The sequence below is a fragment of the Firmicutes bacterium HGW-Firmicutes-1 genome (assembly GCA_002841625.1).
Lineage (GTDB): Bacteria > Bacillota > Clostridia > Lachnospirales > Vallitaleaceae > HGW-1.
Map to the genome: position 1 here is coordinate 40,348 of PHAG01000004.1, position 21,958 is coordinate 62,305.

Annotated in this window: 16 protein-coding genes; 3 read left to right on the forward strand and 13 right to left on the reverse strand. The window is 34.4% G+C overall.

Annotation, left to right across the window (positions count from 1 at the left end; all coding sequences use genetic code 11):
• Positions 1-112 precede the first annotated feature (112 nt).
• The 5 genes from CVU84_05960 to CVU84_05980 all read right to left on the reverse strand — a co-directional run bounded on the left by CVU84_05960 (position 113) and on the right by CVU84_05980 (position 4,883).
• Entirely contained in the window at positions 113-817 is a 705-nt protein-coding gene (locus CVU84_05960; protein ID PKM95224.1) for an ABC transporter ATP-binding protein, read from the reverse strand.
• The gene (gene livG, locus CVU84_05965; protein ID PKM95225.1) at positions 818-1,579 is read right to left on the reverse strand and encodes a high-affinity branched-chain amino acid ABC transporter ATP-binding protein LivG; all 762 of its coding nucleotides are present in this window, start codon (positions 1,577-1,579) and stop codon (positions 818-820) included.
• Positions 1,580-1,593: 14 nt separating this feature from the next.
• Positions 1,594-2,640 (reverse strand): branched-chain amino acid ABC transporter permease, encoded by a 1,047-nt coding sequence (locus tag CVU84_05970; GenBank protein PKM95226.1) that lies wholly within the window; start codon positions 2,638-2,640, stop codon positions 1,594-1,596.
• 2 nt (positions 2,641-2,642) lie between these two features.
• Complete coding sequence (locus tag CVU84_05975; protein ID PKM95227.1) at positions 2,643-3,536, reverse strand: branched-chain amino acid ABC transporter permease; 894 nt, start codon at positions 3,534-3,536, stop codon at positions 2,643-2,645.
• A gap of 174 nt (positions 3,537-3,710) precedes the next feature.
• Positions 3,711-4,883 carry a branched-chain amino acid ABC transporter substrate-binding protein gene (locus CVU84_05980; GenBank protein PKM95228.1) on the reverse strand — a complete coding sequence of 391 codons (1,173 nt, stop codon included), beginning with the start codon at positions 4,881-4,883 and terminating at the stop codon, positions 3,711-3,713.
• A gap of 518 nt (positions 4,884-5,401) precedes the next feature.
• On the opposite strand from CVU84_05980, the gene CVU84_05985 reads away from it, so the two are divergent.
• Complete coding sequence (locus tag CVU84_05985; protein ID PKM95229.1) at positions 5,402-6,652, forward strand: (Fe-S)-binding protein; 1,251 nt, start codon at positions 5,402-5,404, stop codon at positions 6,650-6,652.
• Positions 6,653-6,746: 94 nt separating this feature from the next.
• Here CVU84_05985 and CVU84_05990 read toward each other — a convergent pair whose 3' ends face one another.
• Positions 6,747-7,247, reverse strand: a complete 501-nt coding sequence (locus tag CVU84_05990) for an SEC-C domain-containing protein (GenBank protein PKM95230.1) — start codon at positions 7,245-7,247, stop codon at positions 6,747-6,749.
• A 204-nt stretch (positions 7,248-7,451) separates the two neighbouring features.
• Here CVU84_05990 and CVU84_05995 point away from each other — a divergent pair, with 204 nt between their 5' ends.
• A complete protein-coding gene (locus tag CVU84_05995) occupies positions 7,452-7,697 on the forward strand; it encodes a hypothetical protein (protein PKM95231.1) in 246 nt (81 codons plus the stop codon).
• A gap of 118 nt (positions 7,698-7,815) precedes the next feature.
• On the opposite strand, the gene CVU84_06000 is transcribed toward CVU84_05995, so the two are convergent.
• On the reverse strand, positions 7,816-11,121 hold the full coding sequence (locus CVU84_06000) for a hypothetical protein (protein PKM95232.1): 3,306 nt from the start codon (positions 11,119-11,121) through the stop codon (positions 7,816-7,818).
• 297 nt (positions 11,122-11,418) lie between these two features.
• On the opposite strand from CVU84_06000, the gene CVU84_06005 reads away from it, so the two are divergent.
• Positions 11,419-12,696 carry an MFS transporter gene (locus CVU84_06005; GenBank protein PKM95233.1) on the forward strand — a complete coding sequence of 426 codons (1,278 nt, stop codon included), beginning with the start codon at positions 11,419-11,421 and terminating at the stop codon, positions 12,694-12,696.
• Between the two features lie 118 nt (positions 12,697-12,814).
• Here the strand turns inward: CVU84_06005 and CVU84_06010 are convergent, their stop codons facing one another.
• The 6 genes from CVU84_06010 to CVU84_06035 all read right to left on the reverse strand — a co-directional run bounded on the left by CVU84_06010 (position 12,815) and on the right by CVU84_06035 (position 21,682).
• A complete protein-coding gene (locus CVU84_06010) occupies positions 12,815-13,651 on the reverse strand; it encodes a transporter (protein PKM95234.1) in 837 nt (278 codons plus the stop codon).
• A 7-nt stretch (positions 13,652-13,658) separates the two neighbouring features.
• Complete coding sequence (locus tag CVU84_06015; protein PKM95235.1) at positions 13,659-14,573, reverse strand: ABC transporter; 915 nt, start codon at positions 14,571-14,573, stop codon at positions 13,659-13,661.
• 120 nt (positions 14,574-14,693) lie between these two features.
• Positions 14,694-15,317, reverse strand: a complete 624-nt coding sequence (locus tag CVU84_06020) for a hypothetical protein (GenBank protein PKM95236.1) — start codon at positions 15,315-15,317, stop codon at positions 14,694-14,696.
• A 102-nt stretch (positions 15,318-15,419) separates the two neighbouring features.
• Positions 15,420-17,900, reverse strand: coding sequence for a hypothetical protein (locus CVU84_06025; GenBank protein PKM95237.1), 2,481 nt, complete (start codon positions 17,898-17,900; stop codon positions 15,420-15,422).
• Positions 17,890-20,841: a hybrid sensor histidine kinase/response regulator gene (locus CVU84_06030; GenBank protein ID PKM95238.1), complete on the reverse strand. Its 2,952-nt coding sequence runs from the start codon at positions 20,839-20,841 to the stop codon at positions 17,890-17,892. Before CVU84_06030 ends, CVU84_06025 begins: the two co-directional genes overlap by 11 nt.
• Before the next feature lie 4 nt (positions 20,842-20,845).
• On the reverse strand, positions 20,846-21,682 hold the full coding sequence (locus tag CVU84_06035) for a hypothetical protein (GenBank protein PKM95239.1): 837 nt from the start codon (positions 21,680-21,682) through the stop codon (positions 20,846-20,848).
• Between the last annotated feature and the right edge of the window lie 276 nt (positions 21,683-21,958).

A 21,958-nucleotide genomic window follows, 5' to 3' on the forward strand; every position in this document is an offset into this window, starting at 1 on the left:
AATATTATTTAATTTATATTTTGATATCAAATGTTGTCGAAAATAAAGAACTGAACAAAAAAAACCTCTAATCTTAGATTTTCTTCTACGATAAGAGGTTTTTATGGTTACTCTATGTTCCTAAATATGCCTTTTTCACTTCTTCATTATTTAATAATTCTAATCCCTTGCCCTGCATAAATACTTGCCCAGTCTCAAGAACATATGCATAGTCAGAAATTTCAAGAGATGCCTTTGCATTTTGTTCTATTAATAGTATCGTTACACCTTCTTGATTAATCTTTTTAATGATTTCAAAAATATTTTTCACAATTAATGGCGCGAGCCCTAGGGAAGGTTCATCCATCATTAACAACTTCGGTTTTGTCATCAACGCTCGTCCTACAGCTAACATTTGTTGCTCGCCACCTGACATAGTACCAGCCTTTTGCTGTTGTCTATTTTTTAGTATTGGAAAAAGATCAAAAACCCATTTCATATCTTCATCGATACTTTCTTGATTCTTTCTTAAGTAAGCACCTAGCACCAAGTTTTCCTTTACTGTCAAATTCGTGAATACTCTTCTGCCTTCAGGTACTAAAACTAGATTAGACTTCACAATTTCTTTCGTTGCTTTACCTGTTATATCTTGATCTTGGTAAATAATTTTTCCGTCAGAAGGCTTTTCAAGTCCCATAACAGCTCTTAAAGTTGTACTCTTACCTGCACCATTTGCACCTATAAGGCTAATGATTTTTCCTTCTTCTACATTAAGCGATATCCCTCTTAAAGCATGTATACCACCATAATGAACATTTAAATTTTCTACTCTTAGCAACTAGTCCACCCCCAAATAAGCTTCTATAACTTTTGGATCATTTTGTATTTCACTTGGAATACCTTTTGCAATGGTTACGCCGTAATCAAGAACATAAATTCTTTCACATACACCCATTACCACCTGCATGTGATGTTCTATCATTAAGATCGCTATATTGAACTTATCTCTGATATGTCTAATAAGGCCCATTAACTCCATAGATTCCTGGGGGTTCATACCAGCTGCTGGTTCGTCAAGTAGTAATATTTTTGGATCTGTTGCAAGTGCCCTAGCAATTTCCAGTCTTCTTTGCTTACCATAAGGTAGGTTCGAAGACTTTTCATCCTTCAAATCTTCAAGTCCAAGCTCCGCAAGTAAGCTTAAAGATTTTTCATAAATATGTTTCTCTTCTCTTCTATACCTTGGTGTTCTGAAAACCGAATCAAATAAATTAGATTTTAATCTCAAATGATTTGCAATAACTACATTCTCAAGCACTGTCAATTCCTTAAATAATCTAATGTTTTGAAAGGTCCTAGAAACACCATAATGCGCTATTTCATGAGCTTTAAGACCCGTAATTTTTTTTTCATTATAGAATACATCACCCGTTGTCGGTTTATAAACACCAGTAATCATATTAAAGGCAGTTGTTTTGCCAGCGCCATTTGGACCTATTAATCCAATTATTTCATTATTATCTATTGATATACTCAACTCAGATACTGCAGTTAATCCACTAAATTGCATCGTCATATTTTCTGTTCTTAGTAACGCCATCTGCTTCACATCCTTTAAACTGATTTCTTTCTGCTCTTAAGAAATTTCTTTTTTATAAAATAATCCCAGTTAAATTCATTTCTTCCCATCAATCCTTTTGGATAAAACAGGATAACCCCCATTAGCATCAGGGAGAATATAACCATTCTCATCCCTGGTATTCCGGGAATCTGAATTGCTCCAAGTGAAATAGGCTTTTCAATAAACCGTAATACCTCCATTAGAATCGTAACTGTACTTGCAGCGATAATGGTACCAGTAATGCTACCAATGCCACCAAGAACAACGATTAATACAATATTGAATGTTAAAATAAACGTAAATACTTTTGGCTCTATAGATCCAATTTGATGTCCTAATAAACCTCCACCAATACCAGCAAAAAAAGCGCCAATTACAAAGGACATAATTTTGTGCTTAAACAAATTAATTCCCATAGCTTCTGCAGCAATTTCATCCTCTCTAATTGCCTTAAAAGCTTTACCGTACATACCCTTAATAAGCCATACCATAAAAAATATTGTTGCAATCGCAATCCCCCAGCTCCAAAATACGTTTGTGTATCTTGTGATTTTGGTAAGTCCAAGAGAACCATTTGTTATAGTCTGTGCATTCATTATAATGACTCTAATTATTTCACTAAAGCCAAGCGTAGCTATAGCTAAGTAATCATCATTTAGACGTAAGACAGGTGCCCCTATCAAGAACGCAATTATGCCAGCACAAATGCCACCTATTAAGAGCGCAATAGGAAATGGTGCATGAAGCATCTTAATAAATGGATTTATAGGTTCTGCATAAAAAACTGCACCTTTTAATGCTGGACTCATCGTTAGCAATGCAGATACATAAGCACCAACTGCCATAAATCCTGCATGACCTAATGAAAATAAGCCTGTAAATCCATTTATTAAATTCATAGATAATCCAAGTATGACATAAATCCCACATAAAGAGAATATTTTCAACTTGTAAGGATCTAAAGTAAAATTAGCTATTACAATTGCAGCAATCGTAACAATTAAAAGAATTATTGTTAAAAATTTTTTTCTATCTCTCATAGTTACACCTTCTCCGCAATATTTTTGCCCATAATACCAGTTGGTTTTATTAATAAAATAACAATTAATAGAACAAATGCAAATGCATCCCTATAACCTGTAAGTGAAGGAAACGTTGCAACCAACATGATCTCAATGATACCAAGTAAAAATCCACCTATTACTGCACCTTTAATATTCCCAATACCGCCAATAACCGCAGCAATAAAGCATTTTAATCCTGGCATAACTCCCATTAGCGGTAGTAAGCTTGGATATTTTAGTCCCCACATAATACCACCAATAGCTGCTAATCCAGAGCCAAGTGCAAAGGTAATTGTGATTACCCAATTTACATCAATACCCATTAGCCTAGCTGCCTCATAATCCTTTGATACGGCTCTCATTGCCATGCCTGTTTTAGTCTTATCAACTATATAAAGCAAAAGCGCTAAAACAATCATCGTAATAATAGGCGTAATAAAGATAATTCTTACAACTGAAACATTTCCCAACTGAATTACTGTATTAAATAAATCTGGTACAGGGAGTGTTTTTGGTCTCCCTCCAAAAATAACAATCGCTAAATTCTCAATTAGAAAAGAAGCCCCAATAGCTGAAATCATAACAGACATACGAGGCGAATTTCTAAGTGGCTTATATGCTGCTCTTTCAACCAATAAACCAAATGCTATCGTTAAAATGATGGCAAGCAAAAAAGCTGCACCCCAAGGTAAATGAAAGCTTGTCATCGCATAAAAAGCCATATATGTTCCAAACATAAAGATGTCACCATGCGCAAAGTTTATCAATCTGAGAATACCATATACCATCGTATATCCAATTGCTATAAGAGCATATAAGCTTCCAAGGGAAATTGCATTAGCTAATTGTTGAAAAAATAATGTTGTATCCATAAGCTTCTCCCTTAATTCATATTTTTTCCTTATCAAGAACAAAGCGCTTGTCAGCGCATTACATAACATTTATGCATATCTAATGCTTTGTTCTATGCTTCGTGGAAAGTAGAACTTTCCTACTGGATTAAAAATCAATGCATAGGGAAAACCCCATGCATTGATTAAAAATATTTACTTGATTGGATCTATAGTAGCCATGTACTTGAATACGCCATTTTCAACTTTCTTAATAACCGCACTCTTAATTGCATCTCCATTAGCATCTAAGGAAATCATACCTGCTGCACCTTCAAAATCTGTTGTTTGTGCAAGCGCCTTTTGAATTTCAACTGGATCAGTAGAACCAGAACGTTCAATTGCATCTAAAATAACTAAATATGCATCATAACCTAGTGCTGTTACAGAAGCAGGTTCTTTGTTATATTTATCTCTATAAGCCTTTAAGAAGGTTTCTGATTCTTTTGTAATTGGTACATCACTAGTAAAGAACGTTGAGAAAGCTGCGCCTTCAACTGCTGCTCCACCAATTTCTAAGAACTCAGGTGCTTCCCATGTATCACCACCAATGATTGGTGTTGTGATACCTAATTCTCTTGCTTGTTTAATAAGTAACGCTGATTCAGTATAGTTTCCTGGTGCAAAAATAACATCAGCATTTAACTTCTTAATATTACTTAATTGTGCAGAAAAATCTTGATCGCCAGTGTTGTAGCTAGCAGTACCTAAAATTGCATCTTTATCGCCAGTCAAGCCAATAAAGGATTCATTGAAATAATTAACTAAGCCTACAGAATAGTCACTAGAAATTTCTTGAATAATAGCTGCTTTTGTTGCTCCCAAGTTTTCAAATGCATACTTAGCCATAACAGTACCTTGGAATGAATCAATAAAGCAAACACGTTGATAATATTCATTATCAAGAGTTACTAAAGGATTTGTACAAGAAGCACCTACCGTAGGAATTTTAGCATCTTGAATAATAGGACCAGCTGCCATTGACAATCCAGAGCCCCAGCTACCAATAATAGCCGTAACTTTTTCTTGATCAACAAGCATTGATGCAGCGTTAGCCGCTTCTACCTTATCTGATTTGTTATCAGCAAGTACTAATACAACCTTCATTCCATTTACTTCAGGATAAAGTTCATTAGCTAATTGAATACCTTCTACTTCCATTGCTCCACCAGCTGCGTTAGCACCTGTCATTGGTTCAAATACACCAATTTTAATTTCTTTTGCTGCATCTGTCTCAGCAGGAGTTGTACCATCTTCTGTCTTAGTACCTGCACAAGCAACGCTTAATAGCATCACTGCCAACATTAATAATGATAAAATCTTTTTCATGTTCTTTCCTCCTAGAATTAGTTGTTTTGTTTTGTAGTAGTAATCCTTTTTCCCTCCAGATTGCAAACACTACTGTACCACTTTATACAAGAAAAGTCTGCAAGAAACAGGTTCTTAGCATGCGTTTCTCGTAGAGTAGGAAATATAATATGGCTCAACTTTCCTACTCTATAAAAAAAATGTGCCCTATTATTATTCGTTAGCAATGGCTAATTAATAACACACTTAAGACAATTCTCTTCTAATTAATAATAATAATGATATTGTATTAATTTGTCAATCACGTACTTTACCTTGCTAAATCATTTGAATGGTTCAATAATTTTAACTTGCAAATACTTACCAAATACTCGAAAAAATAACAAACACAAGTTATTTACTCCATATACCGAACCAACTCTTTGTGTCTATTTCATCTTACTAGTTGAATTCCTGCACAATCATCTATTGATTTAATCTTTCTTTTTCTCATAAATCTATGCTATGATAGGACTAATCGTACTAAAGGAGGCATACATATGTCACATATTGTTGCAAAATCTGCCTATAAATCCCTAGAAGAGCGAATTAACCGTTTGCCTCTTGGAGCGCCACCATCTCAAACGCTCTATCAAATTCTTGGATTATTATTTTCAGAAAAAGAAGCCAGTTTAGTAGCTCAATTGCCCATCAAACCTTTTACAATCAAAAAAGCCTCTCAGATATGGAATGTCCCCTATGGAGAAGCTCTTATTATTCTTGATAAATTAGCTGGCCGTTGTATTTTATTAGATATGGAAGTAGATGGAGATAAAAAATATCTCTTGCCACCTCCAATGGCTGGATTTTTAGAATTTTCATTAATGAGAGTGCGTAATGACATAGATCAAAAGCTATTGTCTGAGTTATTTTATCAATATCTTAACGTTGAAGAAGACTTCGTAAAGGATTTGTTTTTTGGAACAGAGACAAAACTAGGCCGTGCGTTTGTCAATGAAAGTGTCCTTTCAACTGAACAGACGGTTCAAATTCTTGATTTTGAAAAAGCCTCTCATGTTATTGCAACCGCTTCACATATTGGTATTAGCATGTGTTATTGCAGACACAAAGCAGCTCATTTGGGTGAAAATTGTGATGCACCCATGGATATTTGTATGACTTTCAATGGAACTGCTGACTCGTTAATTCGTCATAGTTATGCCAAAAAGGTTGAAGCTTCAGAATGCCTTGAACTTCTTCATAAGGCTTATGAAAGTAATTTAGTTCAATGTGGAGAAAATTCTAGAAATCATGTTGCTTTTATATGCAATTGCTGTGGTTGCTGTTGTGAAGCCTTGATAGCTGCAAAAAAATTCGGTAATCTTCACCCTGTAGAAACAACAAACTATTTGCCAAAAATCATTGCGGAAGCATGTATCAACTGTGGAAAGTGTGAAAGGATATGTCCTATTGAAGCCATTTCCCAAAATGATAGTGGTGATAAGCCCCTAATCAATAATGATATTTGCCTAGGTTGTGGTCTCTGTGTAAGATCTTGTCCGAAAAAAGCCATGTTTTTAGAAACAAGAGAAAAAAAGATCATTACGCCCGCTAATTCTGTTCATAGAATTGTTGTTCAAGCGATTGAAAAAGGGATGCTCCAAGAGCTAATCTTTGATAACAAGGCCCTTTTTAGTCACAGAGCAATGGCCGCCATTTTAGCAGCCATATTAAAGCTTTCTCCAGTCCAAAAAATAATGGCAAGTCAGCAAATGAAATCTGTGTATTTAGATAAATTATTAAATAAGTAAACCACCTATGTTTTGTTATGCAAATGTATATAACTAAAATATAACGCCCCGATGAAGGACGTTATATTTTATTGCAAAGTCAATTTTTGTTGATTTATTTATCGATACAACATTTTTTATACTTCTTTCCACTTCCACAAGGACATGGATCATTTCTGCTTATCTTATTATCATTTTTAACTATACGTGATTCATTATATTCTTTCTTAATTTCTTTTCTTTTTTCTACTGAAAATATTTGATCCCATTGTGGCAAATTAAATAACCAATCTGCTTTGGCAGACAACATATTGAAATAAAGCTTTTCTAAATCAATGGAAAGTGTAATTATGCTTTTTTCTGTTAAGCTCTCAATGTCTAAGGCATTTTTGAGGCTTGTGTTAATTCCATCTAAAAACCCAACAAAAACCACTTTATCCATATTAAACCTTTTTGCAAGTTCTGGTATAGTTCCTTCTATTGTTTCTTCTACGTTTTCTAGAATAACCTCATAGTTCTTTTGTTCTTTTGGAAAATAGGAATCCCAAAACTTTTTATCCTCTTCTTCTGTACGTGCTGCTTGGGCTAAATCTAGCCATTTTTTGTATAAAGACATATTTATATTCCTTTCTTAAACTATTAAGATGATGGTATTACCCTGATTTCAAAATTTATTATACCATAACGGGTCACAATTGTCATAATCTCTTGTCAAATAGTCTATTAATCTCAAGTTAACTCAAAAATTATTTAAGAATGCACTTTGACAATTAAGCCATTTTATGTTACGTTTAAAAAAATAACTGTGGGAGGTGTTTTTATGTTTTTTGGACGTGGCAATCTTGCTGTAGAGTTAGACAAAAAGTGTTTTAATGTTGATGATTTGATTGAAGAAGTTATTAAAAAAATGGATATAGATCAAAAAAAATGTATTGTTGTATCAAAATCATCCGTACCTATGATCAATGTTGACGGCATTGACTATTGGGTTATAATTAGAAGTGTTTTTGGTGCCTTTATCGGTACGCAAACAGCCGTATTGAAAAAAGTAAAGTCCCCAAAATAGTCAGAACATAGAAAATCCCAGTAACACTAGTGTTCCTACGAACATCATGATTTACTGGGATTTTTATATCACACATATCAAATCTTTCCTTACATAGCCTTTCGGCTAACACCCTAGCTTAAATCTTGATCCACTTTTTCAATGTATCTATCATCTTTGAGACCTCAAAGGGCTTAGTAATGTAGTCATTCATTCCCGCTTCACTTACTTTTTCTTTGATGCCTTTTATTGCATGTGCGGACATTGCTATGATTGGAAGATCTTTTGAGGAATCTAAAGCTCTTATTCTTCTAGATGCTTCATAGCCGTCCATAATAGGCATCTGCAAATCCATTAGCACTAGATCATACTTTTCAATTAAAATCATATCCACTGCCTTACTACCGTTGTCTGCAATATGAATGACAATATTATACTCTTCTAAAATTGCCGTTACTAATTCTTGATTAATTTCATTGTCATCTACAAGTAATATCTTTGCGTTGCTTAACGTATTGTAGCTTTCCATTCTAAATTCTTCATAAGTATTGACTTCTCTATCTACGCTTTCGGCAAAAATATGTGTTAATTTTTTATATAGCTGCGCTTTACCCATTGGATAATAGAATATGCCATGAATGACTTTGTCATTTTCCAGTAACTCAATATCATCATATCCTCTATAATGACTTGCTAACATAATAAGTGGTGTTGATGGTCCTAGCGCGGTTTTTATTTGTTTTGCTACTTGTTTGACCTCAACTGTTAAAAGTTTACAACTAATAAGTACTAAATGAAAGTCTTCTTCCCTTAATATTTGAATTGCATCAACTATACTTTTCACTAACTTAACCGTGACATCAAATTGTTCAAGTTCCTTTTTCAAAATGGAGGACTTAAATCTATTATCACTAATGAGAAGTACCTTTAAAAACATCAATTTTGAATAAGCATTTTTATCCGCCTTTAATTTATTACTCCATTCAAAACCTGCCGTAAACTCAAACTGGGTGCCTTGTCCCAACTCACTCTTAACTTGAATGGTTCCCCCCATAAGTTCTATTAAACTCTTCGAAATTGATAGCCCAAGTCCTGTGCCACCGTATTTACGAGTAGTTGACATATCACCTTGCGAAAACGATTCAAAAAGCTTTGTTTGCTGCTCTTGGCTCATACCGATTCCTGTATCCTCTATTATAAACTTCAATTGTATATGCTTCTCACTTATACTTTCCGCTTCAAGAATAATTGCAATTTCACCTTGCTCAGTAAATTTAATTGAATTGTTTATAAGATTAAGAAGCACTTGATTGAGTCTAAATGCATCCCCTCTTAAAAATTTAGGAATACTGGGATCAATAGAATAAAAGAGCTTTAACTTCTTCTCCTGTAAATTAAAACTTACAATATGAGAAATATTATTTAAAACCTCATACAAATCAAATACATCGTATTCAAGTGCAATTTTATTTGCTTCAATCTTGGAAAAATCAAGAACATTGTTGACAAGACCTAAGAGATTCTTAGCAGACAAAATAGTCTTTTCCACATAATCTCTTTGAGTATCAGTCAGCTGTGTTTTTTGTATTAAATAACTAAACCCAATAATCGCATTGATTGGTGTTCGTATTTCGTGGCTCATATTCGCAAGAAACGTACTTTTCGCTTCACTTGCCGCTTCTGCCTGTGCTTTTGCATCTTCTATTCGTTTTCTTTCTGTGATATCTTGAGCTATACCCGTTATTAAAATAGGGGAATCTTCCTCATCATAAATAACATCTCCTACTTTAGTCCAAATATAGTGAATGGATTCATCTGGCCATATAATTCTATATAAAATGGGTTCTTTTTCTACAAAAGAAATCATATTAATGGGTGGGAGAAGATTTAAATCCTCTGGATGTAAGGCTTTCTTAATAAAATCTTCCAATTCACCTACAAAACCATCCCTACTAATGCCAAAGATATTATACATCCCTTCCGAAAACACTATTTTATTAGCCGATAAATCCCACATCCAATTCCCAATATGCGCTACTTTCTGAGCTTTCTTTAAACTTTCTTCAGATAGTCTATATTTCTCTTCGCTTTTTCTGAGCTCTTCTTCATCTTTTTTTTCCTTAGTAATATCTATTCCGACGCCTGTGAAATATTTTTTTCCCTCATTTATCAAAAGAACTCCGTTAACTTTTATATGTAATTTCTTGCCACCCTTCATTATTAGGTGTGCTTCCACTTCACCATAGCCCGTTTTAAAAACCTCAGCAACTCCTGCCGCTATTCTTATGGCATCATCCCCTTCATACCAATCCGCAAGGGTCATTTTTGATAGCTCTTCAGCTGAATAGCCTGTCATTTCTTCATGCTTTTTATTCCATCTTATTAGTCTTCCTTCTTCATCATAAACATAAAGAAAACCTGGTATACCTTCAAACAAAGCTTCTGTAAAGATCTTTTCTTGCGTAAGAATCTCTTCAACCTTAATTCTCTCAGAAATTTCTTCTTCAAGTGAAGTGTTCATTTCCTGTAATTGAGAAGTTCTTTCGATAACTTTGTTCTCTAACTCCTTATTTAATTGTTTGATCTCTTCTTCAACTCTTTGACGTTCTGCAATTTCTTTTTCTAGTATTGCATTTGTTTCTTCAAGCTCTGCGTTAATCTCTTCTAATTCTGCGTTCGCTTCTTCTGCTCGTGCATTGGCAATTTCTAATTGCGTATTGGACTCTTCTAACTGTGCATTCACTTCTTCTAATTGTATATTCGATTCTTCTAACTGTACATTCGTATCTTTTAGCTGCGTTGTTCTTAGCTGTACATTTAATTCTAATTCTTCATTTAAACGATTTATTTTCTTCTCGTTTATATTTTTTTCATTGATTTCATTTGTTAAAAAAACATTCTTTATTGCATACTTTGATAACTTCTTTGCATTAAAAAACAAAAAATCACATATACCTTCAAACTGCTGAACTGGCATACGTTTTATCTTGCGTAATTCCTTCAGATACAAGTCCCGATCTACTCCGATCAAGTCAGCATACGGTAACAACTCTTCGATTTCGAACTTTTCATCTAGAACTTGACCAATTAACCAATTTGCAACATGCTTACCATCAAAGATAATGCTTGCTCCCCCATCTAAGAGCCCTCCACTCAAACATTTTTGCATGCGTGGTCCATCAAATTTAGGACTTCCTATTATTGAATCGGATAAAAGGCAATTTTTTAAACCAATGTCTGTTTTCCTTACAATATCACTGCAAAATGTTGAAAAGCCACTTGGTTGAGTTATCGGCGTTCCATCAGGTTCTGTTATTATACATGCTACTCCAGTAGCCACAGAAAATAAATCTTGAAGCTTTTGTATTTCATCTAAATCAAAAATCTCTGAAAACTTATACTGGGGCGCAGAACTTTTATGTTCATAAGAACTTGTTTCTCGCATGATTTTGCACCTGACCTTTTTATATAGTACTATTTTTGATTGAAGAGTCGTTCTGATTTTTAGAACTAACCATCTGTTCATATATCTATCTCTATTCTAGTAAATAATACCTACTTACACAAGATAATTTTACAAAATAATTCATATTTCTTACTCTACTTCTCTAACCTCCAGAATAGACTTATCGTATTGGTATAAAGACCACAATATCAATCTATAAATTATCGTAAGGACAACGAATTGATTTTAGGATATAATGAGATAAAAGAATGAATATAAGGATAGGGGCTTTTAAAAATGAATTTTTTCAAGAATTACTCAGGTTTACCAAAAACTGTTTATGTATTATTTATTGCACAAGTTATTAATCGATTTGGGGATTTTGTCATGCCCTTTCTTACCTTGTTTTTAACAAGGCATTTAGGTATGAGTAATAAATCAGCTGGTGCCGCGGTTATGTTGACCATTCTAGCCTCTATACCAGGAGCATTTGCAGGCGGAAAGATAGCCGATCATTATGGCCGCAAAAAAACACATATGATTTTTCAAGGATTAGCAGGTGTTGCTATATTTCTATGTACGTTCACAAGGAGTCCTTGGGTTATTATTCTTCTACTAGCCATTTCTGCATTTTTCAATGGAGGTGTCAGGCCAATTATGACAGCCATTATGACTGATGTTTTGGAACCTGATCAAAGAAAACTGGGTTTTTCATTGACTTATTTAGGTATCAATATTGGCGTTGCACTTGGTCCACTAGTTGCTGGCTTCTTATTTAATGAATACTTATATATGATTTTTATTGGGGATGCGATTACGACAGTTATAGCCGTTACTTTGGTCGGCTTCTACATAAAAGAGACATTACCTAGTCATTTAGCTACTGAATCTGATCTAGATCGGGTGATTGAAAATGCACCATTAGAAGAGGTTGAATCTGGAACTATTATCTCGGTTTTAGCAAGAAGACCTCAAGTAGTATTATTTTTAGTGTTTAATACTTTTTATAGTGCCACTTATACTCAACTCTTATTTTCCTTACCCATAATGATGAATCATGTTTTTGGTGATAGCGGGCCTACTTTTTTCGGAACCTTGATGACCATCAATGCCATCACAGTGTTAGCTTTTACTATGATTATTGCACATTTCACACATAAATGGCGCCCGATTACGGGAGTTGTACTAGGAGGCATTGCTTACTTCATTGGATTTGGTATGATCAGCTTTTCTCGAATCTTGCCACTCTTTTGGATATCTACATTTATTTGGACAATTGGTGAAATTTTGGTTGTCACTAACTTTGGTGTATATATATCCAACAACACCCCTCAAAATTTTAGAGCTAGAATTAGTGCAGTTACAAGCTTAAGCTGGGCAATCGGTTCTATGTTAGGTACCTATTGTATCGGAATCTATATGGATGCGACAAGCGTGGAAGCTGTATGGCCATTCGTTTCTGTAATTGTAATGATAGGCGTCTTGGGCATGATGGGAATTCGTTGGTATGACAGTAGACCCACGAAAGAACACTCTAGGATTGCCACAATATATTGTGATGAAATCGAAGAATGATCTTCATCATACCTACACCAATATTTTTTTGCTACTGAATTCGTATAAAACAAAAAAGTCTGGCAACAGACTTTTTTAATTAGCAAAACTATTCAATGCATAAAATACAACGCTATTACTAACTCCATATATCAGCTTCTTTACTTTTTGAGCGATTAATTTTAGAAAAATCCACTTTAGAAAAGACAAAAGTTGATAATAGTAAAAATACAAGACCAAAAACCATTACAATCGCCATACTGATTGGTGGCGTAATTACAAAATTTCCTATTTTAAAAGCAAGCTGTTCTGCAATCAACTGCTCAGTTGTTAAAGACGTCTTTTCTAGTATGATGGTTCTAAAAAATGCTGTTGTATAGGTCATTGGATTAAAATAAGCAACATATTGCAATGATTTTGGCAACAATGAAAGCGGAATATATGCCCCACAAAGAAATGTCAATGGCATTGATATAGCCGTAATGACAATCTGAAATGTTTGTGAATTCTTAACCAGAGCCGCTAAAAACAATCCTAACCCCGAAAATACGAGTCCAACAACAATCATCACTCCGATTACCGCAAATGGTGTAATCAAAGATGTAAATCTAAGACCTATAAAATAACCAATGATTAAAATAATGATGCCTTGTAAGGTTGCGATTGTTGCTGCTGATAATAGCTGACCTGCAGCAATCTGGATTCGTTTCACGGGACTAACCAACACTTCCTTCATAAATCCCGAAACAATATCTTCAATCGTACTAGTCGCAATGGTAAGTGAGGTTTGGAAGACCGTTGTGATCACAATACCTGCAAGCATATAGTTTACCGGATTGGTAATATTGTCATTTTTAAATATAGCACTAAACACATATAAAAAGAAGAACGGCATAATAATCGTAAAAACAAGTTGAACACGATTACGTGCGAAAATTTTAATATTTCTAAACCATAACGCTATTATAATATTCATAAATCTATCACTTCCTTATGTCTTTTCCGGTAATTTCTAAGAATACATCATTCAATGTTCCTTTTTTAACTTCCAAATTGGTAATCGCAGATTTCTGCTCACTTAATATCTGCATCAATTTTGGTAAATTATCAACTTCAATCGAATAATAACCGGTTTTTTTCTTGTAAATGAATCCTGCCTTATCCAGTAGCGTCTCTAGACCTTGCTCGTCACTGGTTGAAATATTTGCTTTATCCTTTGTATATTGTTGTTTCAAACGATACGGAGTATCCATCGCAACAATTTTACCCGCATCCATAATAGCAACTTTGCTGCAAATTTCGGCTTCATCCATGTAATGTGTTGTTAGGAAAATAGTAATATTCTTTTCCTTTTGCAACTTCACAATATAATCCCACATATGTGCCCTTGTTTGAGGGTCAAGACCAGTGGTTGGCTCATCTAAGAACAAAACTTTTGGGTAGTGCAGTAGAGATCTGGCAATTTCCACGCGACGTTTCATCCCGCCTGACAAACTGCTTACCATTGCTTTTTTCCAATCCAGTAAATCTACTAAATTTAAAACAAATTGGATACGCTCTCCTGCTTCACTTTTTGGGATACCATAAAAATGACAATGCATAATTAAATTTTCTACAACGGTCATTTTATTATCAAGTGTCGGTTCCTGAAAAACAACTCCAATAACACTTCTAACGGCATCCTTTTCATGGGAAACGTCTTTTCCGTCAATCATTAAGGTTCCTGAGGTCTTATCGAATATGGTGCACAATGTATTGATGGTTGTGCTTTTACCCGCTCCATTTGGCCCTAAAAACGCAAAAATGCTTCCTTCTTCTACTTCAAATGAAACATTGTCAACTGCTGTAAATTTATTGTATTTCTTTACAAAATTCCGTACTTCTATTATATTTCTCATTGTATCATCCTATCTTTTTTTAGCTTTTGCGTCGCCACTTTGTCATATACTCCAATTGGTCGACTTTTTTGTATATTGAATTATATCAAGTATTTGTCTGTAAGACAACTTTGTTTCATACTATTTATATTTTACCTTAAGCACATCGCCAACGCTTACAATATAAATATTTAGTTCATCCGTTAATTTTCTAAGGCTTCTAATCTTATTTATAAACTTAATATTGTTCTTACTAACTGCTATTTCAATTATTTCTACTATATCTTTTTTCTGATTAGAATTCAGACTAAGATTATTATTTAAACACTCTCTGTTAATATAGACTAAAGTTGTCCATATCTGGTCCTCTGATATTTTATTGATATCCATTAAAACCCGTGTATAATCATTTCTTCTATGATTTTCAGGGTATGCCGCCTTAAAGAATTCAATAAAGTCATTGATTTGCTTTGGATCCTTTTCTTTGACATATTTTCCAAGTTGTGCTTTTAGACTATTCTTTAAAAACATCATTGTATTTGGTTTTATACAATCCTTTAATCCCTCTATATGTTCATAAATATAATTATACGTATCTTTAAGCTGCTCCTGGGTTAAATTTTCCTTTTTTAGCAGCCTTACTATATCAATATATTCTACAATGTGCTTCTTGCAGTTCATTTCCTTACCGTTAAGCTTCTCCCAAATTTCAGCTGCAGTTAATTGTGTAAATAGGTTGTTGTTTTCTAATTCTTCTTTGTCCATCTATACTCCTTTAGTTCTCAATCCTCATATTGTACCACAAATTCCATCATTTCTTCCTATAATTTATTTATACTAAATAAGACGGTTCCTATAACCTTTACATTATTTTGATTTAATTTTGTTCAGCCATCCGTTTAATGTATTGATCATTTTTAAAACCTCAAACGGCTTACTAATATAATCATTCATACCAGCCTCATATACTTTTTCTTTAATCCCTATCAATGCGTGTGCAGACATTGCTATGATTGGTATTTCCTTATAGTCGTCTAAAGATCTGATTTTTCTTGCAGCTTCATATCCATCCATAACTGGCATCTGCAAATCCATTAGAATAAGGTCATATTTCTCCTTTTTAACCATCTCCAAAGCCATACTACCATTATCAGCGATGTTAATGTTGATCCCATTCTCTTCTAATATAGCCCTAGCTAACTCCTGATTAATCTCATTATCTTCGACAAGTAATACTTTTGCATTATGAAACTTACTTTGATCTTGCAATTTAAAAGTTTCGTTAGAAATTAAATTCTTCTCTAAATGCTTATCAAAAATATGGGCCAATTTTTTGTAAAATTGTAGCTGACCCATAGGATAATAAAAAATACCATTGACACAATCATCGTATTCTATTGTCTCAAGTTCATACTCTCTATAGGCACTTAATATCATTAAGAATGACTGAGTACCTAGCGCATCCTGTACTTTTGAAATTTTTTGTATAAATTTGTCTTTCAATAACTGCCAATCAATAAGCACTAAATGGTAGTCCTTTTTTTCATGTAAAGCATGAATCGCATCAGATATACTTTCAACCTGCTTATGTTTTATATCAAATTGATTCAGTTCCTTCATAATAATCGATGTCATATCACTTTTCCCACCTACTAATAGTACTTTAAGAAACTCAAGATTTGCGTAGGTATGGTCTTTAACTTTCGCCTCATAATCTCTTTCAAATTGAGCAGTAAAAACAAATCGGCTACCTTGCCCTAATTTGCTTTCTACATAAATGGTACCTCCCATTAGTTCAATCAAACTTTTAGAGATTGAAAGTCCAAGACCCGTACCACCATATTTACGTGTTGTGGACATATCCCCTTGCGTAAATGCATCAAAAAGATTTGATTGATACTCTTGACTCATTCCAATCCCTGTATCCTCTACAATGATTCTTAATGTAATTTGCTTCTCACTCATATTTTCCATTTCTAAAATGATGTTAATCTCACCTTTCTCAGTAAATTTTACTGAGTTATTAATGAGATTAAGGAGCACTTGATTGAATCGAACGGCATCACCTATTAAAAATTGAGGTATCTCAGAGTTAAGTCTGTAATGGAGCGTTAATTTTTTCTTACATAAATTGTAACTAACGATATTAGAAACGTTATTTAAAACTTCATACAGATCAAACAAATTATATTCAAGTGTTATTTTATTGGCTTCAATTTTAGAAATATCCAAGACATCATTTACTAGATCCAGAAGGTTTTGGGCTGATAAAATTGTTTTCTCTACATAATCTAATTGTATAGACGATAGTTGTGTTTTCTGAATCAAATAATTGAATCCTATAATCGCATTGATTGGGGTACGAATTTCATGACTAATATTTGCAAGAAAGTTGCTTTTAGCAAAACTTGCAGCTTCTGCCTGGATCCTTGCATCTTCAGTCAATTTTCTTTCTTCAATATTACGAATCACGCCTACCATTTCGATATCACCATCTAAATTGTATCGATACTTGGTGGACATTTCAACCCATATAATGTCTCCATTTTTACAGAACTGTTGAACCTCAATAATATAGTGTTTTGGCTCTTCAGGCATTTCTATGAAATCGTTCATATGTTTTGCTATCTCATCTTTAGCCATTGCTAAAGAATCAGGAACCAATGTTTCTTCCATTGTTTCATTCAAAGCTTCTTCTACAGTGAGTCCTCTTAACTGTAATATAGATGGACTTACATAAGTAGTCTTGTTTTTGGATAAATTTAAAATCCAGATCACATCGGATACATTTTCTGCTATCAGTCGATATTTTTCCTCCCTAATTCTAAGTTCTTGCTCCATTTGCTTACGATCTTCTAGCAACTGCAAAGTAGCCATATGAGCTCTTTTTAACTCGAAGGTTTTTTCTTCAACCAATCTAGCAAGTCTTTCCTTTTCATCTCGCTTTTGGAGATTCGCATTTTTGATTTTCAGCATAGCACGTATCTGCGCAGTGAGCTCGCTTTCGTCGATCGGCTTTGCAAGGAATGCTTCCGCACCGCATTCTAAAGCAAGTATTCGGCTTTCTTTATCTTGTTTTATTGCAGTGAGAAAAACCACTGGTATTTCGCTTACCCAAGAGTCTAATTTCAATCTCCTACAGGTTTCAAAACCATCCATTACTGGCATGATAATGTCAAGAAGGATAACATCTGGATTCACCTCTATAGCTAGTTCAAGTCCTTTTTGACCATTCGTCGCTGTAAATACAACACACTTAGGAAAAGCATCCCTTAACAGTGCTTTTAAACTGATGAGATTATCTTGATTATCATCAATAGCTAAAATTTTAATGTCTCTATTTTCCATAGATTACCTCACTAATTTTCTCAAAAAGTTCATTCGCAACGATTGGCTTTGCAACAAAAGCATCAAATCCATAGGATAAAATAGCATCTCGATCATGGTCCATGGCACTTGCAGTAAGGGCTATAACTGGAATATGTTCCAACTCAGACATCTTTCTAATCTTAAGAAATGCTTCTATTCCACTCATTCCTGATAATGCAATATCCATTAAAATTAAATGAGGTACATTTTCTTTTGCCATTTCTATCCCTTCATAAGCATTGACTGCTTCGATTACAGTATAATGATTGGAAAGCAGCGCCTTTGCTGTAATCATATTATCTGGATTATCTTCTACAATCAGAACCACTGGTTTACCTTTAATGGGTTTCATATCACGTTGCTGCAGTTTTGTTTCAATCGTTTCTGGATATAACATGTTAAATACTGCACTTTGAAGCTTCATACGATCTACATCACCCTTTTGAATCAATTGATGAATATTGTTTCGTTTTAAGAATTTTAATTCTTCTTTTGTAATATGTTTAGCTGTTAGAACGAGTACTGGGATATGTGCCGTAAGTTCTGCGTTTCGTAGCATCTCCAGAACTTTAAACCCATCAATATCGGGCATCATCAAATCGAGTATCATGGCATCGGGTATCACTCGATCAATCATCCCGAAGGCTTCGACGGCATCGTGTGCAACTAAGACCTCATATCCCATTTCTTCAACTAAATCCTTAATTTGAATAACTGCCGATTCATTGTCTTCAACTAGTAAAATAGTTTTATTAGAAGAATTTGACATAGGCCTTGGAGGCTGTTGTTTGGTTGGATATTTGACTTCTGTTGCTCTTTCTTCTTCTTGTACTATCCTATTTTCAGCTTTATATTGACGGGGTAAAGAAAAGATAAATTCTGATCCCACTTCCGGGGTGCTGTTTACCGAAATAGTACCTCCTAGTAAATTCGCATATCTTTTTGCTATGGCTAACCCTAATCCGGTACCACCAAACCTTCTGGAACTGCTACCATCTGCTTGTCTGAATTCTTCGAAAATATGCTCTAAATAATCTTTTGCAATACCTATGCCAGTATCAGTTACTCTGATTTCAACACTGTTTTCATTTTTTACAGCCGAAACAACAACTTTGCCTTCATCCGTAAATTTTACCGCATTCCCTATGAGATTTTGTAATACGTGACGACATTTCTCGGTATCACTACTAATCAATAAATCAAAACCACTTGATTCATGGAGTAATTCAATATTTTTTTGTTTTGACTGCGGTTGTATCATAATTACAACATCTGCAATCAAGTTATTGACATTAAATTGGGAGATTTCGATTTCTTCACGTCCAGCTTCGATGCGGGAAATGTCGAGAACGTCGTTAATAAGCTTCAAAAGATTTTTACCATTGCGCTCAATAATCTCTAAATAGCTATATTCCTCTTCCGGTATTTGGTTGACAAGTCTACGGTTAAGTACCCCCGAAAGCGCAATGACTGAGTTAAGTGGCGTACGTAGTTCATGGCTCATGTTGGATAAGAAATTTGTTTTGAGTCGGCTAGCTTCATCTAATTGCTTTTTCTGCATTTCCAGCTCTGCATTTTGTTGTACTAACTCTACAGTTTGAGCTGACAATTCAGATTTGTGAGCAGTCAATTCACGGTTTTGTTGCTCCACTTCTTCCTTAAACTCTTTGATTTTGCGATATGCCAATATTCCCTCAATACGAGTACTAAGGGTAACCATAATATTATCGATCATTTCAATAGATTTAGCTGCAAACTTAGTAAGCGTGGCCAAAGAAATAACAGCTATGACCTGATTGCCAGAAATAATGGGAATTGTGATGATTTCTCTTGGAATAAATTTACCCCCAACTGTATTAAACTCAAAACGTGTATCTTCCGGAATATTTTGAATGTATTGAAGCTTACGCGTTAACAGAACAGCACCAAATTCTCCTTCAAAACAATTTGCCTCAAACGATGGTTTGGCATTGTGAGCCATGCCTAGGGATTCAAAGTGTTCAAAGGTCTGTTGATTGTCCTTCAATAAATAAACGGCTGCCATTTGCGATCCTGTATGTTCTGCGAGTGCACCAAGTGTCGACTGAAAGAATTTTCTAGCATCCTCATCCCTCAGCATAGCTTCTGCAAGATTTGATGCCATTTTACTTAAAATAGTATTCTCTTGAACCAAATCTGCCAAATTATTAATAGACGCAGATAAAACGCCAAACTCATTTTTAGATATGTAAAGACTACGCGCCTTCAAATCACCATCATTAAAACTCAGAACAGCATCATTCATTGCATTCAATGGCTTACGGATATTTTGCAGCACCCTATGGCCGATGATAGCAGAGAGCAGAATTATTACTAGAATCATGCTTAGGAGCTGCTTGTGGAACTCGTTTTTCAAATCATTAGAAGCTCTATACAGCTCATTTCCTTTATTAATGGCGAATTCATCTATTTTACTGATGCTAGAAAGCATTTTTTCTCTAGATGAACCTTCTGTTTCTATCATTGTTACAATTTCTCCTGAAAGTATTGCCCTATCGGTCTCTTCATGAATTGTTTTCCATACGATGTAATCTTGATATGCTTGTTCCACATCAGCGGAGGCTCCTAAATATCTCTCTTTAATTATTCCAAATTGTTTCTCCGCATCTAATGCAAACAATTTCATTTTTTGAATATAATCTTGTTTTTCCAGATCAGTTTTTGCCACCATTAAATCCTTCTGGATCATACGAATATTTAAAACATCCGTATTGAGAGCACCAATTGCTCTTCTAACTTGTAATGGATGCTCATATATATTTTCTGTCTGCTGATTGAGTTGATCTGTTTGCACATAGGCTACGACGCCCACAACAATAACAAAAAAAAGTATGACTGTAAAGCCAATTATAAGCTGTGTTCCAATTCTAACATTTTTCATCTTTTCAAACTCCTCTCCCTATTTTATTTTCAAAAACAGTGGTGGGTATTTCTATATTCTGTACCTTTGCACAATTTTGAACAAGCATTTTTTCCGACTCATCTGTCACTAAATACCCGAAGGTTGACAGTGCTTGCTGTAATTTTTTAATAATAAGCTGCTGCAAATTAGGTTTGTAATATATTAATACATTACAACAAATCACAATATCAAAATCTCCATAAATACTCTCTGGCGGGTTGGCTGTTGATGGATCCAGCAAGTCATAGGTAGAAAAATTAACGCATTGCCTCAATTCGGGAATAATTGTATAAGTGTTTCCCTGCTTGGTAAAGTACTTATTAAGTTGCTTGAGTTTTACATTTTGAACCGCGTGCTGGTCGTATACACCGGCTATTCCATCAGCAAGTGCCTCCTTAGAAATATCGGTAGCAAAGATACGAAAGCGGATTTGGTGACCCCTAGCTTCAGAAATTTCAGAAAGCAACATGGCTATGGAATAAGCTTCTTGTCCGCTAGAACATCCTGCCGACCAGATTCGAATTTCACTACCTTCTGGTTTATGAGCTATAATGTTATGAAAAACGTTCTGTTCTAGCGCAGCAAATGTAATGGAATCTCTAAAAAACTGACTAAAGGTAATGTGTAAAGAGCCAAAAAAATGATCTGCTTCATTTTTGTTTTTTTCTAGGAAGTTACAATACTGGTCAGCATTGATAGCCCCGATTACAATACATCTTCGTTCTAGAGCATTCATAATAAATGCTTCATCATATATGGATATATCTCTTTCATAAGTTAGTTTCATCACCGTTATTATTTTACTTAACTCCTTGTTCATTTGTCTCCCATTTGGCTTCTATTCCCTTAAACTTTTATAAGCATCAGCAAGCAAACCGACATCTGCGGATTGATTTAATCTTTACTTATTTGTTACATTTCTTAAGTTATCAATTCGTATATACTTATAGTACATCTTTACAAAAAGTATATATCACCTTTCTGCATGATGCAAGAAGTTGTTATAAAATATGACTGTTTTCAACATTTTACGGGTTATATCTTACTCAAAAAAAGACTTGCCCCTGCTGGGCACACAATAAAAAAGCCATTATTC